The following is a 13,276-nucleotide window of genomic DNA, read 5'->3' on the forward strand; positions in this document are numbered from 1 at the left end:
TAATTCATTAAAGCCTCCTTTGGTAAACATAAGGCTTTTATACATCCAGAATGAGAAGAAAAAGGGAGATTATTTTCTGTCGGAGGGATGAGCAATGGAGCCAAGGATAGTTGAGGAAATGAGGCCCTTTTTTGACCCAACGGCGGTCGCTATCATCGGCGCAACCAACAAGAAAGGGAAAGTCGGAAACGTCATTTTTGAGAACTTCAAGATAAACAAGGAGCGCGGTATCTTTAAGGGCAACATCTACCCTGTAAACCCGAAGCTCGATGAGATAGACGGGTACAAGGTTTACAAGAGTGTTGAGGAGCTCCCGGATGACACCGATTTGGCCGTCATCTCGATTCCTGCCCCGTTTGTTCCGGACACGATGAGGCAGATAGCGAAGAAGGGCATTAAGGCAGTTATCATCATTACAGGTGGCTTCGGTGAGCTCGGTGAAGAAGGGAAGAAGCTCGAGCGCAAGATTTATGAGATTGCCAAGGAGAACGGCATAAGGATCATTGGTCCAAACTGCGTCGGTGTTTACGTGCCAGATACAGGAGTTGACACCGTCTTTCTGCCCGAGAGCAAAATGGACAGGCCAAAGAGCGGGCCGATTGCCTTCGTCAGCCAGAGCGGTGCTTTTGCCGCTGCCATGCTCGACTGGGTGGCAATGGCTGGAATAGGCATCGGTAAGATGGTCAGCTACGGCAACAAGCTCGACGTCGACGATGCCGACCTTATGGACTACTTCATCCACGATGACAGCATAAACGTCGTCACCTTCTACATCGAGGGCGTGAAGGATGGGAGGAAGTTCATGGAAGCCGCCAAGAGGATAACCAAGGTCAAGCCGGTCATAGCCCTCAAGAGCGGAAGAACCGAGTACGGTGCCAAGGCAGCTTCATCTCACACCGGTTCCCTGGCTGGAGCGGACACTATCTACGATGCAGTCTTCAAGCAGACGGGTGTAATCCGTGCCGAGGACTTCGAGCACATGTTCGACTTAGCGAAGGCCTTCGCAGCTCTGAAGGACAAGCTTCCGAAAGGCGACAGGATAGGCATAATCACCGACGGCGGTGGAGCAGGAGTCATGGCGAGCGATGCCGTTGCCAAGTTTGGCCTCAGGATGGCCGAGCTGAGCGAGGAAACACTCAAGTTCCTCAAGGAGAACTTTCCACCACACGCCGTTGCTGGCAACCCAACCGATGTCGTCGGCGACACCGATGCCGAGCGTTACAGGATAGCAATTGAGGGATTCATCAACGACCCGAACGTAGATGCGATACTTGTAATAGTCCTCTTCCAGGTTCCGCTCCTTGAGGAGGAGAAGATAATCAACATCTTGGCCGAATACCAGAAGAATAGCGACAAGCCCATCGTTGCTGTAGCCATGGGCGGTAAGAAGACTGACTACTATGCCAAGATGCTCGAAGAAAAGGGCGTCCCCGTCTATTCAACCCCCGAGAGGGGAGTTAGGGCCCTGGCGGGCCTTGTCAAATATGCCAAATACCTCATGAGGGGGGACTGACTCTATTATTCCATTTGCGGTGGTGATATTATGAAGGAAGAGGCCCTGAAGGTTATTGAAGAGGTTTTGAAGTCCAGGAGGACTGCACTCGTTGAGTACGAGGCCAAGCAGGTCCTCAAAGCGTATGGCCTTCCCATTCCTGATGAAAAACTTGCCAGGACCCTCGACGAGGCTCTCAAGTACGCAGAGGAGATCGGCTACCCAGTTGCCATGAAGCTGATGTCGCCGCAGATACTCCACAAGAGCGACGCTAAAGTAGTTCTCCTCAACATAAAGACTCCCGAGGAGCTCAGGGAGAAGTGGGAGCTCATCCACGAGAATGCGAGAAAGTACAGGCTAGATGCTGAGATACTCGGCGTCCTGATTGCTCCGATGCTCAAGCCCGGAAGGGAGATCATTATAGGCGTTACCGAAGACCCGCAGTTCGGCCATGCAATAATGTTCGGCCTTGGTGGAATCTTCGTAGAGGTTCTCAAGGACGTCACCTTCAGGCTGGTGCCGATTACCGAAAATGACGCCAGGAAGATGATCAGGGAAATCAAGAGCTACCCGATTCTCGCCGGGGCGCGCGGAGAAGAACCAGCGGACATTGATGCAATAGTTGACCTCCTCCTCAGGGTCAGCCAGCTCGTGGATGAGCTCAGGGACTACATCAAGGAGATGGACCTCAACCCGGTCTTCGTCTACGAACAGGGTAAGGGTGCAGTTATCGTCGATGCAAGGATAATCGTCAAAGAGCCGGCAGAGAAGAAAGAGTAGACAAGCTCTGAGTACAAGGAGAGGTGCGCCTGAGCCTCAGGCCTTTTCTTTCCCATCTATTTCTTCCCTCGTGACTTCCTGAATGTAGCCCAAAATGTCGTGGAGGGTGAGAAAGCTTATCGTGGCATCAACGGCAGACAAAAGATTGCCAGCGATGAGGAATAGCAGCGCGAAGAAGAACTCTATTGCAGAATAGATGAGGGCAATTTTTATGGTAGTTCTGTTCTCCTTCACGAGGCCATAAGCGAGCCCCATGCTTAAAAGGCCGAAGGCAAGGTAGACAATCGAGCCGAAGGAATAGGCGTAGTACAGAAGCAGAAAGCCGTTGAGAAAAAGAAGATAGGTGGCAAGGGTTAGCCGTTTCATGTAATCCCCAGGTAACTCTCAAAGATCTCCACGTATTTAAACCCATCGTCCGGGAAGACTAGAACGTAGGTTTTCTCCCCGAATTCGCTGGAGATCTTCTCGTACGCCTTGACCACCGCTCCCGAGCTGAGCCCTATCAGGAGCCCGTCCCTGCGGGCCACTCCAATGGCCCCTTCAATGGCCTCGTTCCGGGTTATCTCCACGACCTTGTCTATGTCTACCTGGAAGTACCACTTGGGCTTTGTTTCAAGGCGCTTTATGCCGGGGATTTTCTCACCCTTCGCTGGGACGACGCCCACAACGGTTGTATCGTAGCGCTCCTTGAAGTACTTCGCCAGACCCGCTATGTGGCCCGAGGTGCCTATGCCCGCTATCACAACGTCAGGCTTTTTACCGATGCTCTTCAGCTGCTCGTCTATCTCCCGGGCGGTAAAGCGGTAGTGGGCCTCGAAGTTGTCGTTGTTCTCGAACTGGTTGAGGTTAGCCGCCCAGGCCTTCTTCGCCTCTTCGACGACGTACTGAACCATGGCGGGATCTATGGTCTCGAAGTCCGTCATGACGACATCCGCACCGAGGACTCTGAGCAGAACCTGGGTGGCCTTTGGTGTAGGCTTTGGCAGGTATGCCCTGAACCCCATACCGAGAACGTTGCTGATGGCAGCCAGAGAAATCCCGACGTTGCCGGAAGTTGCCTCAAAAAGCTTCCTGGTGCCGTTGATGTCCCCGCGCTCGATGGCCTTCATAAGCATGTTAAAAACGGCCCTGTCCTTGATGCTCCTGCTGAAGGGGTTAAAGAACTCTAGCTTGGCAAAATACATCCCTCCTCTCAGTGGAAAGCCTAACCAGGGGGGTTGGCTTGTACTTTTCGAACAGTTCCAGTGTGCTGTTAAACACGTTCATTTGCAATCACCATAGAGGGCTCCGATAAAGCCGTTAAAAACTTTCCTAAAACGAACAGTTATACACAAAATTGGGTAATTAATTTGCGTTTTAAATACTTGGACATAACTCCAACAGTTGCGCGTTATTCAACGTGAGTTTTAATTGTCGTATTTCAAAGACAAAAGTGTTATATACAAATTTGAGTAATTACACTTGACAGCCTTGTTAGGGAAGGGCGAATGCGGAATTGGATAATCATCCAAGAGCATGTTAAAAAAGTCCATCCAGTAAGAACTGACGTGACTTGGAATGGCTCATAGCCTACTACCGGCAAGTGGCTGAACTGGCGGTCCAAATCGACATGAGAATGAGAGAATAGACATAGATCCCAGAATTTTGTAGTATGTAATTGGAGAGAGTATGGAACCCAATGTGGATGGGACTGAGTAGTAAGGTGGTAAATGGTGGAGTGTCATGAAGAACGATAAAAAGGTTTTGGCAGGATTTTTAATTTTTTGCTGTTTCTTTTTATTATTAAAAAGATAACTCACTCCCTCCTAATGAGGTGAAGGATTACATTTACAAAATAAGTCCAACATCTCAATAAGTGTCAACGAAACAGGTGATAATAAGATACTTGTTCTGATAGCAACCGATGGGGTTAATTTTGAGGAAGAGACTACTGGTTTCATTCAATGTTTATTGGTAATCCAAGTTAAATCTCAGTACTATCAGAGCGGACTTGAGCATCTCGGGAACTTCACCCCCTTCCTTAACGGAACGCCGAAGGCGAACGTGACCTTAGAAGGTGTGGAAGAAAATTATTTCTGTGTCCCTGAGGGGTAGTCGTGTATTCATACTACCCAGGGGAACGGAGAAGCTCCGTGGCGCTGTTTGACTACAACTCAACCCCCATATGGAAGGAAAAATACCGAACCTTCCCGGAAATGTACCCCAATAGGAGCATAATCCTCGCGGATTTGTTCATTCACTTTGTGAACACCTCTGACGGGAACATAAGCAGTAAGATATGCCCCGACGTCAGGAGGCCGTACATCTCACACATAAGGATTCTGGGTGAGACGGTGTACTATACAATGGGCTACTATGACATTGATCTGTGGAAAACGGGGGCGTTGATATACCTCGTGAGAGCTGAGGAGGTGAAAAAGAGTGAAATCGCCACGATTGAAGGGCACCCCCCTCGGTGTTAGACTGCTGATTGACGCCAACGATGAATATGTGGCGGTGGCTTACTACCTTCGGACGAGCTCAGGAACGAGAAGAACGGAGTCTGTGTGTTTACAGTAGGGAGCTTAAGAAAACTCGCCTGTAAAGAGTTTGAAGACGGAGATAGGCCACTGAACGTCAAACTCGAAGGAAACGTCATATACGTCCAAACAACCAAGGGAGTAAAAGCATACAAAATACCCAGCCCGCGGTGACCAGTGGTGTACTCAGGGATGCCTGTATAAGAACTGCACCTGCATCCTCGATGTGGACCTGAGAGAATCTCATGCGAGGAATAAGATGCTTTAAAGCACCCTCCCCTCACGAGTTTCTCCCTTATCTTCTCGAACTCTCCAAGGGAGCCGCGCACTACCGGATACTTCGGCACGAACGGACAGGACTCTTCAGGTTCTATGCTTATTTCGAACGTGCCCATCTCCTTTGCCATCCTGACTATCTCCCCCTTGTCAAGGCCGATGAGGGGCCTCAAAATAGGCAGAACACTTGCCTGACTTATTATCAGCAGGTTGTCAAGGGTCTGCAATGCCACCTGCCCGAGGGAATCGCCAGTAACTATAGCTTTTGCCCCGACTTCGTGCCCCACCCTGCAGGCCTTCCTCAGCATCGTGTACTTGCAGAAAAGACACGCCCACCTGGCCTTTCCAATCTCGACCGGCTTGGAAAATATCGGCGCCTGTTCCTCGTAAGCATCAACGATTACGGGCTCATTGAGCTTTCAGTACTTACTCAGAATCTCGCAGAGCTCCAGAACTTTTGACTCCTTCTTATCGCTCTGCCTGAAGTGGACTGGCGTTATCTCCATGCCCTTTCTGAGCATAAGGTATATCGCCACTGGGGAATCAATGCCCGAACTGAGCAGTGCAACGGCCTTCATGGGCATTGGTTCTCCCAAGCCCTTAAGAGGGTTTTCTGAACTCAGGGTTTGAAACCCTTCAGCAGGATTCCGAGATAAACGAACCAGGCCAGGATGAAGGCTGCTCCGATGAGCTCCGGAATGGCCAGACCTTTGAAAACCCTTGCCTTGATCAGGTAGAGTATCACGAGGAAGACGAGGACCGAGAGAACCGTCCAGAGGTAGTTAATTGGGTTGGTCCTCCCGAGTTTCGCTCCGACAATTGCAATGTCTGCCAGGGCAAGGATGTAGAAGAGGACCGCAGAGGGTGCGTGGAAAGGCAGCTCCTCCGGAAAGATTCCCACGAGGAAGAGGAAGGCTATCGCGAAGGGCATAAGGTAGGAGAGGCCGTTCCTGAAGGCGACGAGTGAGGGGAACATTGCTATCAATGCAAAAAACATCAGGAAGCTGTTGAAGAGCCAGCGGTTGGGGTTTTTAAGCGAACCCATGTCGCTCAGCGCGTTGTTCGTGAAGGAAAACCAGGGGTTGGCGCTTATCACAATTGCCAAGCCGACGATAAAGATTACCGGGAGAGACAAGGCCAAGTAGGAGGCGAGGCGCTGGGGGACCATTGATTCCACCTCACAGCCTAACACTCCCTCCTCGGCTCTTCACCAAAAACCGCCTTGTGGAGCTTCCTGAACTCCTCCCATGAGCCTCTGATTATTGGGTGCTTGGGGGCGAAAGGCATCTCGTCCTCTGGGAGCGTGGAAAGCTCGAAGGTGCCGATTCTCTTGGCGATCTCAACTATTTCCTCCTTATCCATGCCGATTAGCGGGCGGTAAATCGGCAAATCGCTTGCCTGGCTGACAATGTACATGTTCTCAAGCGTCTGGCTCGCAACCTGCCCGAGGGAGTCGCCCATGACGATGCCTTTCGCCCCAAAGTCCTTCGCTATTTTATCGGCGTACTTCACCATCATGAACTTGCAGAAGACACAGGTGTACTTCTCCTTTCCGAGTTCTCTCAGCTTCTCAAGAATTCTCTCGCGCTCCTTTGGATTGACGACTATCAGCTCGCCCTTGCCGCCGTAGCCGTACTTCTTGAGCTGGTTCCATATCTTCCTAACCTTTTCGAGGGTCTTCTCGCCCATGTAGATGTGCACAGGTATTACCTCGACACCGCGCTTCATCATGAGAAAAGCTGCAACTGGCGAATCTATGCCCCCGCTGAGGAGCACAACTACTTTGCCCTGAGTCCCTATCGGGAGGCCTCCCCAGGCCCTAACCTTGTCGACGAAGATGTAAGCTTTGCCATCCATCAGCTCAACGCCAACCTCTATGTCGTACTCATGAAGATTAACTTCACTCTCCTCGTTCTCAAGGATGTATTCGCCGACCTTGGCCTGGATCTCCGGACTCTTCAGCGGAAACTCCTTGGTGATTCTCCTCGCAGTTACCCTAAACCGGGGCTTTTCTAAGCCGAGCTCTCTTTTCTTTCTCCTGAAGAGCTTAAGGGCAGTCTTGTTAATCTTCTCGAGGTCCGCATCAACCTCCATCGCCGGCGAAAGGGAGACTATGCCGAAGACCCGCTTAAGAACCTCAACGGCCCCTCCAGCCCTGTTCGTCTTCACCAGAATTCTACCGTGCTTGGCCTCGATCTTCTTGAACTCCACACCCTCGCTCACTAGGGCCTCGCGGATGTTGTTCATGAGGATGTTCTCGAACCATCTCCTCGTCTGCCTCGACTTTGTGCCTATCTCACCGTAGCGCACGATGACAACGTTGAACATGTGCATCACCTCACCACGTGGGGGAACTTTATCACTATCTCCACGTACTTCTGGATAACCACGTAGAGAACTATCGAGATGAGGTACGATGACAGCAGTATCAGCTCGTTCATCTCGAAGATATGGGCGGCTATTTCCTTTGCCCTCGGGGTGGCGTCAACTATGGCGCGCATGTATTTGGCCTTGAGCCAGTGATTTATTTGAACGGCCAGGACAAGGAGCAGAACCCCAACTACCCCCCACATCTTACCGAGCGCCAGCATGAGGAACAGGGTGGACGCAACTATTATCCAGCCGCCTATGACCCCGAGGAGTATGACGAACTCTATCATCCTTCCACCAGAAAGGGTTGAGGGGTTGGGAATAAAAAAGTTGCTAAATGAAGCGGGTTATCTCCCCGAGCATACGACGCCTCCCGCGAGGTTTCTGTTCCCGCCGGGGATAACCAATGGGAATCACCCCGACGAGGTAGTAGTTTTCATAGAGTCCGGCGAGTTTTCTGACCTCCTCCGCTATCCCCCGGAAGTTAGTGACGCCTATATAGACCGTCCCGAGTCCCAGCTCTACTGCCTTAAGCATGAGGTTCTGTATGGCCATCGCCACGCTATCAACACTCCAGATGAACTCCAAATAGTCGAATTCGCTCCCCTCGAGGAAGCAAACCCTCTTATCTATGAAGATGGCGATGTAAACTGGGGCTTTGTACATGCCTTCCTTGTACATACTCTCCTGAAGCTTTTTCATCCGGGATATTAACAGCGCGGTAGTACTCCTCCATGCCCCTTGTCATGAGGCGATAGATCTTTTCCCGAGAGTCTTCGCTCTTAAACACGACGAAAGTCCAGTTTTCACGTCCACTGGCAGTGGGGGCCCTTACTGCGGCCTCAATCATACTTCTGATGGCCTCTCCCGGAACGTCCCTCTCGTCAAAATACCTGACAGAGACCCTTTTTGATATAGCCTTCTTGAGCTCCATAACATCATCCCAGAGAACTTCAACGGCAATATTAACCAGCCTTTCCAAAACCAAAGGTTTAAGAAAAAGGACGGATAGTCTCTACAAGGTGAAAGTATGTACGGATGGAGAGGCAGACTGGGTCTTATCGTTCCCTCATCAAACACAACAATGGAGATGGAGTTCCACTCGTCGCTCCCCGATGGGGTCTCGCTCCACACCTCAAGGGTTCCGCTCAGGAACGTTACAGAAGAAGAGCTCATCAAGATGAACGCTTTAGCGGTTGAGAGCGCCAAGCTGCTCCGCGATGCGGGGGTCGAGCTTATACTCTACGGCTGCACGAGTGGTTCATTCATCGGCGGCAAGGACTTCGAGAAGGAGCTCGAGGCGAAGATGGAGAATGAAGTAAACGTCCCCGTTGTCAGCACGAGCACCGCCGTGATCGAGGCACTGCGGATGCTCGACGCCCAGTCGATACTCGTGGTTACTCCCTATACGGACGAAATAAACGAGCGCGAGAGGGAGTTCTTGGAGGCCAACGACTTCGAGGTTCTCGACATAAGGGGCCTCGGTATAGAGGACAACGCCCAGATAGGGAAGCTCGAACCCTATGAGGCCTACCGCCTGGCCAAAGCGACCTTCGTTGATGAGGCGGACGCAATATTCATAAGCTGCACCAACCTCAGGACCTTCGAGATAATCGAGGCACTTGAGGAAGACCTTGGAGTGCCGGTCGTCACCAGCAACCAGGCGTCTCTTTGGCTTGCCCTGAGGGAGCTCGACGTCATGGAGAAGATTCCCTGGCTTGGAAGGCTCTTTGTGGAGTTCTAAGCCCGCCTCCCTCCAACATTTTTATGTCCACCCCTCCGAAACCCTTTTAAGAGGACATGCCTTTTTCTCAAGTGTTAGTCACTAAGGGTGATACATATGGAGCTCCTCAACGCGGCAAGGGAACTCTCGATATACACCGCTTACAACACGAACGTCGATGCCATAGTTTTCCTCAGGGGGAAGACCGTCCAGAGACTCATAGACGAGTTCGGGGCGGAGGCGGTTAGAAGAAGGATGGAGGAGTATCCGAGAGATAAACGGGCCCCTTGACTTCGTTGCGAGGCTCGTCCATGCCCTCAAGACAGGCAAGCCGATGGCCGTTCCGCTCGTGAACGAGGAGCTCCACTCATGGTTCGATTCTCACTTCAAATACGACGTTGAGAGAATGGGCGGTCAGGCTGGGATAATAGCCAACCTACTGGACAACCTCAACTTCAGGCGCGTTATAGTATACACGCCCCATCTGGCTAAAAAGCAGGCCATGATGTTCGTTGATAGGTCCAACCTATTATATCCCGTTGTCGAGGACGGGAGGCTGGCCTTCAAGCACCCGCGCGAGGCCTACCGCGAGGGCGACCCTATAAAGGTTAACCGCATCTTCGAGTTCCGCGCGGGAACTACCTTCAAGCTGAGGAACGAGACGGTAGAGGTTCCATTCTCGGGCAGATTCATAGTCTCGACCCGCTTTGAGCGCATCAAAGTACACACCGAGCCAGAGCTCAGACCGTTCCTCCCGGAGATAGGCATGGAAGTGGATGGTGCCATTCTCTCGGGTTATCAGGGAATAAAGCTCCGCTATTCTGACGGCAAGGACGCCAATTATTATCTCAAAAAGGCCAAGGAGGACATAATGCTCCTCAAGAGAGAAAAACGTCAAGGTTCATCTCGAGTTCGCCTCGATTCAGAACAGGGAGCTCAGAAAGAAGGTCATCTACAATCTATTCCCGCTCGTCGACAGCGTAGGCATGGACGAGTCGGAGATAGCTTACATCCTGAACGCTCTGGGATACTCAAAGCTTTCGGACAGGATATTCACCTACAACCGCATCGAAGATACCGTGCTCGGAGGGAAGATACTCATCGACGAGATGAACCTCGAGATCCTTCAGATTCACACGATTTATTACATCATGCACATCACTTACACGGACAACCCATTAAGTGAAGAAGAACTGAGGAAAAGCCTTGAGCTGGCCACAGCCCTTGCTGCAGCGAGGGCTTCACTCGGCGAGATTAAATCGCCCGAGGACTACAGGGTGGGCCTCAGAGTCCCATACAACGAGCGTGGTGAATACGTCAAGCTTCGTTTTGAGGAGGCAAAAAGAAGACTGAGGACAAAAGAGTACAGAGTGGTCATAATCCCGACGAGGCTCGCGCAGAACCCCGTGTCGACGGTTGGGTTGGGCGACACGATTTCCGCCGGGGCCTTCACGAGCTACTTGGCACTGCTGAAGAAGAAAGGGGAACTCTGAATTTTTATTCTTCCAGAATCGAGTCTATCAGTCTCGCCTTCTCCTGAGCCTTTCTGAGGTGCTCCACGGTGACTTTCGTGTAAATCTGGGTCGTCGAGAGGTTCGAGTGGCCGAGTAGCTCTTGAATCGCCCTTATGTCCACACCGTTCTCGAGCATGTGGGTGGCGAAGCTGTGGCGGAGCATGTGAGGAGTAGCCCTAACGCCCGCCCTCTCACCGTACTTCCTAAGGAGATACCAGATAGTCTTTGGCGAAAGCTTGTCTTTCCTCTCGCGCCTCTCCTCCACGAGGAGGTACTCGCTGTCGTCGTTCCTGCCCCTGAGGTAAGCCCTTATCTCCTCCAGCAAGGAGCGGGAAATCGGGACTATTCTATCCTTCGCACCCTTTCCACCGCGAACGACAAGGAGCGAGCGCTCAAAGTCCACATCGGATTTTTTCAGATTGCACAGCTCACTAACGCGCAGACCAGCTCCGTAGAGAAGAAGAAATATAAGCCTGTCTCTCTTCCTCGTCGGAGGAATCACCGAAAGGAGCCTTCTCACTTCCTCCCTCGTGAGGCTCTTGGGCAGGCTCTTAGGCACTTTGGGAGGTTTGAGCTTCTCGGCCTCCTCATCGTAGCCCTCAAAACGGAAATAGGAGCGGAGCGCTTGAACAACAAGGTTAAGGCTCCTGTTGGAGTAACCCTCCTTTCTCAGCCGGGCAAGAAAACGAAGGGCGGAGCGGGCGCTGAGTTCCCCACCCCATTCAAGGTAACGCCTAACGTAGTAGGAGTACATCCTAATCGTGTTCGGGCTCTTGCCCTCCAAATCAAGGTAGGTCTCGTACTCCTCGATGAGGCCGTTTAGCCCTTCCATATCACAGCCCCTTCAGGAGCCCCTCGATGTCGTCGGACTTAACCTCCGGGTCAGCGGCAACCTCAGGCTCTTCGGATGGCTTCGGTGGTAGTGGCTCATCTTCAGGGGACTCGGGCGGTTTCGGTGGTTCTTCCCGTATGGCGAGGCTGAGGTAAACGGTCTTGAGGAGCTCCTCAACAAGAGCCTTGTCCTCGGCGAAGATGTAGCCCTGACCAACGACAACCCTGCCAGCCAGTCCGAGCTTTTCGACGGCCTTTCCTATATAGGCCTCATCTGGAACCGGCTCAGCCGGGAAGAGGGACTTCCAGGCTTCGTCAATGCGGAAGATGTTCTTGGCGTTCTCAAGAAGGGCCTTCAGCCCCTCATTCTCTTCCCTAAGCCTGTCGTTTTCGGCTTTAGTCTCCTCATAAGCCTTGGTGAGCTTCTTGTACTCCTCGTGGAGCCTCTTATACTCCTCGGCCAGGCCATCGTAACGGCCCTTGAGGTCGAGAAGCTGGTTCCTCAGTGCCATGTACTCCGGGAGAATCTGGAGGCTCTTGAGACCGGCCCTAACCAGTGTGTTCTTAAGTTCCTTCCTGACGAGCTCGACATCTACGTGCTCAAGGTCGTGGCCGAGAGGGAGCTTCATCCTCTCAATGTGGCCGACCATCTCGCTCAGCTCATTAAAAAGCCTCTCAGCAAGGTCTCTTCCAACGCGGTCGGCGTCAGTGGCTATGATAAGCAGGTCAGCCCCAGCTGCGGCGCTCTTTGCAATCTCAACGTTGGTCGTCGGGATTATGGCAGAAATCGTTATGTTGTACTCACTTCCCAAGGCAAGCCCTTGGAGAGCTTTACTTACCACTTCAACGTCGCTCGCACCTTCAACTAAAATTCTAACATCGACTATGGCCATTCCCATCACCTCGCGGGGTCGTTACCCCTTTGAAAATAGGATGGGGTCTTTAAAAATCCTCCCTCAGCTCAATCTCAAGGCTCGGCCTTTCGAGGACCACCCTGCCATCTGGAAGGAGTGAAATGCTCAGCGCGTGGATTTCAACGCCTGTTTTCTTGGCATCACTCAGAAGGTGCGCTATCTCAGGGTCGCCTTCTTTGTAGGGTCTGAACTTTTCAACCCTTGGCATAGCCCCAATGAAGAATATCATCGCCCTCTTTCCAGCCTTCTGCAGCTCTATCAGCTCCCTTATGTGCTTCTGGCCGCGGAGCGTCGGGCAGTCGGGGTACATCGCGTATTCCCCGCTTTCACCACCCCTCAAAACCGCGCTCTTCATCTCAGCGTAAACCTCTCCGCCCGGACACTCAAAGAGGTAATCCAGGCGGGACTTCTCAACGGTTACCTCCTTCCTCTTTATCCTGCAGTCTTTAAGCCAGGGAACCAGGCCAAGCTCCAAGGCTTTCTCAAAGGCTTTAGCTTGAGTTCTCGTGTCTATAACCGCACCCTTCCCGTGAAGGTCTTCAAAGGCCACCAGTATAAAATCCGTCTTCCCCCCGCTCTTGGGAACGCAGAAGGCCTTTCTGCCATCAACCATGAACTCATCCAATCTGCCTGTGTTGGTAACCCATGCCCTTCTTTCCTCTCCGTCAACCTCTACAAGGGCAACAAAGCGGTGGAGCCTTTTGAGGAAAGTGCATGGTACAACGTTGAGCCTGAGCAACTCCATGGATTGACCTCCCCGTCTCGGGATAAAAGCGTTACTCTGGAAATTTATGTCCAGAAACTGGATAATCTCTAGGGGATAAGATTTCCCGCGGTCTGTTCTGAGGCACTTGAGT

14 protein-coding genes and 2 pseudogenes are annotated in these 13,276 nt (G+C 51.9%); 5 read left to right on the plus strand and 11 right to left on the minus strand.

Going from position 1 to position 13,276, the window contains the following annotated elements:
• Window positions 1–94 precede the first annotated feature (94 nt).
• Entirely contained in the window at window positions 95–1,513 is a 1,419-nt protein-coding gene (locus A7C91_RS00590; protein ID WP_068664007.1) for an acetate--CoA ligase family protein, read from the plus strand.
• 30 nt (window positions 1,514–1,543) lie between these two features.
• Window positions 1,544–2,272, plus strand: a complete 729-nt coding sequence (locus A7C91_RS00595) for an acetate--CoA ligase family protein (protein WP_068664009.1) — start codon at window positions 1,544–1,546, stop codon at window positions 2,270–2,272.
• A gap of 36 nt (window positions 2,273–2,308) precedes the next feature.
• On the opposite strand, the gene A7C91_RS00600 is transcribed toward A7C91_RS00595, so the two are convergent.
• Both A7C91_RS00600 and A7C91_RS00605 read right to left on the minus strand, forming a co-directional pair.
• A complete protein-coding gene (locus A7C91_RS00600) occupies window positions 2,309–2,638 on the minus strand; it encodes a hypothetical protein (protein WP_068664011.1) in 330 nt (109 codons plus the stop codon).
• On the minus strand, window positions 2,635–3,456 hold the full coding sequence (locus A7C91_RS00605) for a cysteine synthase family protein (protein ID WP_068664018.1): 822 nt from the start codon (window positions 3,454–3,456) through the stop codon (window positions 2,635–2,637). The genes A7C91_RS00600 and A7C91_RS00605 overlap by 4 nt, the downstream gene beginning before the upstream one ends.
• A 912-nt stretch (window positions 3,457–4,368) precedes the next feature.
• On the opposite strand from A7C91_RS00605, the gene A7C91_RS00610 reads away from it, so the two are divergent.
• Window positions 4,369–4,734, plus strand: coding sequence for a hypothetical protein (locus tag A7C91_RS00610; protein WP_199920056.1), 366 nt, complete (start codon window positions 4,369–4,371; stop codon window positions 4,732–4,734).
• A gap of 329 nt (window positions 4,735–5,063) precedes the next feature.
• Here the strand turns inward: A7C91_RS00610 and A7C91_RS00615 are convergent.
• The 6 genes and pseudogenes from A7C91_RS00615 to A7C91_RS12250 form a co-directional block, all read right to left on the minus strand.
• Window positions 5,064–5,645: pseudogene (locus tag A7C91_RS00615) on the minus strand (7-cyano-7-deazaguanine synthase); the annotation flags it as partial.
• A 41-nt stretch (window positions 5,646–5,686) separates the two neighbouring features.
• Entirely contained in the window at window positions 5,687–6,235 is a 549-nt protein-coding gene (locus tag A7C91_RS00620; protein WP_068664022.1) for a DUF998 domain-containing protein, read from the minus strand.
• Between the two features lie 17 nt (window positions 6,236–6,252).
• Complete coding sequence (gene thiI / locus A7C91_RS00625) at window positions 6,253–7,395, minus strand: tRNA uracil 4-sulfurtransferase ThiI (protein WP_068667345.1); 1,143 nt, start codon at window positions 7,393–7,395, stop codon at window positions 6,253–6,255.
• A gap of 5 nt (window positions 7,396–7,400) precedes the next feature.
• Window positions 7,401–7,727 (minus strand): hypothetical protein, encoded by a 327-nt coding sequence (locus A7C91_RS00630; protein ID WP_068664024.1) that lies wholly within the window; start codon window positions 7,725–7,727, stop codon window positions 7,401–7,403.
• Between the two features lie 43 nt (window positions 7,728–7,770).
• Complete coding sequence (locus A7C91_RS12245; RefSeq protein ID WP_324609493.1) at window positions 7,771–8,139, minus strand: nitroreductase family protein; 369 nt, start codon at window positions 8,137–8,139, stop codon at window positions 7,771–7,773.
• A complete protein-coding gene (locus tag A7C91_RS12250; RefSeq protein ID WP_324609494.1) occupies window positions 8,063–8,371 on the minus strand; it encodes a nitroreductase family protein in 309 nt (102 codons plus the stop codon). The genes A7C91_RS12245 and A7C91_RS12250 overlap by 77 nt, the downstream gene beginning before the upstream one ends.
• A gap of 96 nt (window positions 8,372–8,467) precedes the next feature.
• Here A7C91_RS12250 and A7C91_RS00640 point away from each other — a divergent pair, with 96 nt between their 5' ends.
• Together A7C91_RS00640 and pfkC are read left to right on the plus strand one after the other, a co-directional pair.
• Entirely contained in the window at window positions 8,468–9,181 is a 714-nt protein-coding gene (locus A7C91_RS00640; protein WP_068664027.1) for a maleate cis-trans isomerase family protein, read from the plus strand.
• 96 nt (window positions 9,182–9,277) lie between these two features.
• A pseudogene (gene pfkC / locus A7C91_RS00645) lies at window positions 9,278–10,653 on the plus strand (ADP-specific phosphofructokinase).
• Between the two features lie 4 nt (window positions 10,654–10,657).
• Here the strand turns inward: pfkC and xerA are convergent.
• The 3 genes from xerA to sfsA are packed head-to-tail and all read right to left on the minus strand — an operon-like array spanning window position 10,658 to window position 13,164.
• A complete protein-coding gene (gene xerA / locus A7C91_RS00650; protein ID WP_068664029.1) occupies window positions 10,658–11,506 on the minus strand; it encodes a site-specific tyrosine recombinase/integron integrase in 849 nt (282 codons plus the stop codon).
• A 1-nt stretch (window position 11,507) separates the two neighbouring features.
• On the minus strand, window positions 11,508–12,398 hold the full coding sequence (locus A7C91_RS00655; protein ID WP_068664031.1) for a toprim domain-containing protein: 891 nt from the start codon (window positions 12,396–12,398) through the stop codon (window positions 11,508–11,510).
• Window positions 12,399–12,447: 49 nt separating this feature from the next.
• Window positions 12,448–13,164 carry a DNA/RNA nuclease SfsA gene (gene sfsA / locus A7C91_RS00660; RefSeq protein ID WP_068664033.1) on the minus strand — a complete coding sequence of 239 codons (717 nt, stop codon included), beginning with the start codon at window positions 13,162–13,164 and terminating at the stop codon, window positions 12,448–12,450.
• Window positions 13,165–13,276 lie beyond the last annotated feature (112 nt).

It is taken from the genome of Thermococcus piezophilus (assembly GCF_001647085.1).
GTDB lineage: Archaea > Methanobacteriota_B > Thermococci > Thermococcales > Thermococcaceae > Thermococcus > Thermococcus piezophilus.

What these genes read in the sequence shown, in the direction of transcription:
- A7C91_RS00590 (WP_068664007.1), top strand. Translation starts at nt 95, where the DNA reads ATGGAGCCAAGGATAGTTGAGGAAATGAGGCCCTTTTTTGACCCAACG.
- A7C91_RS00595 (WP_068664009.1), top strand. Translation starts at nt 1,544, where the DNA reads ATGAAGGAAGAGGCCCTGAAGGTTATTGAAGAGGTTTTGAAGTCCAGG.
- A7C91_RS00600 (WP_068664011.1), bottom strand. Translation starts at nt 2,638, where the DNA reads ATGAAACGGCTAACCCTTGCCACCTATCTTCTTTTTCTCAACGGCTTT.
- A7C91_RS00605 (WP_068664018.1), bottom strand. Translation starts at nt 3,456, where the DNA reads ATGTATTTTGCCAAGCTAGAGTTCTTTAACCCCTTCAGCAGGAGCATC.
- A7C91_RS00620 (WP_068664022.1), bottom strand. Translation starts at nt 6,235, where the DNA reads ATGGTCCCCCAGCGCCTCGCCTCCTACTTGGCCTTGTCTCTCCCGGTA.
- thiI (WP_068667345.1), bottom strand. Translation starts at nt 7,395, where the DNA reads ATGTTCAACGTTGTCATCGTGCGCTACGGTGAGATAGGCACAAAGTCG.
- A7C91_RS00630 (WP_068664024.1), bottom strand. Translation starts at nt 7,727, where the DNA reads ATGATAGAGTTCGTCATACTCCTCGGGGTCATAGGCGGCTGGATAATA.
- A7C91_RS12245 (WP_324609493.1), bottom strand. Translation starts at nt 8,139, where the DNA reads ATGAAAAAGCTTCAGGAGAGTATGTACAAGGAAGGCATGTACAAAGCC.
- A7C91_RS12250 (WP_324609494.1), bottom strand. Translation starts at nt 8,371, where the DNA reads ATGGAGCTCAAGAAGGCTATATCAAAAAGGGTCTCTGTCAGGTATTTT.
- A7C91_RS00640 (WP_068664027.1), top strand. Translation starts at nt 8,468, where the DNA reads ATGTACGGATGGAGAGGCAGACTGGGTCTTATCGTTCCCTCATCAAAC.
- xerA (WP_068664029.1), bottom strand. Translation starts at nt 11,506, where the DNA reads ATGGAAGGGCTAAACGGCCTCATCGAGGAGTACGAGACCTACCTTGAT.
- A7C91_RS00655 (WP_068664031.1), bottom strand. Translation starts at nt 12,398, where the DNA reads ATGGCCATAGTCGATGTTAGAATTTTAGTTGAAGGTGCGAGCGACGTT.
- sfsA (WP_068664033.1), bottom strand. Translation starts at nt 13,164, where the DNA reads ATGGAGTTGCTCAGGCTCAACGTTGTACCATGCACTTTCCTCAAAAGG.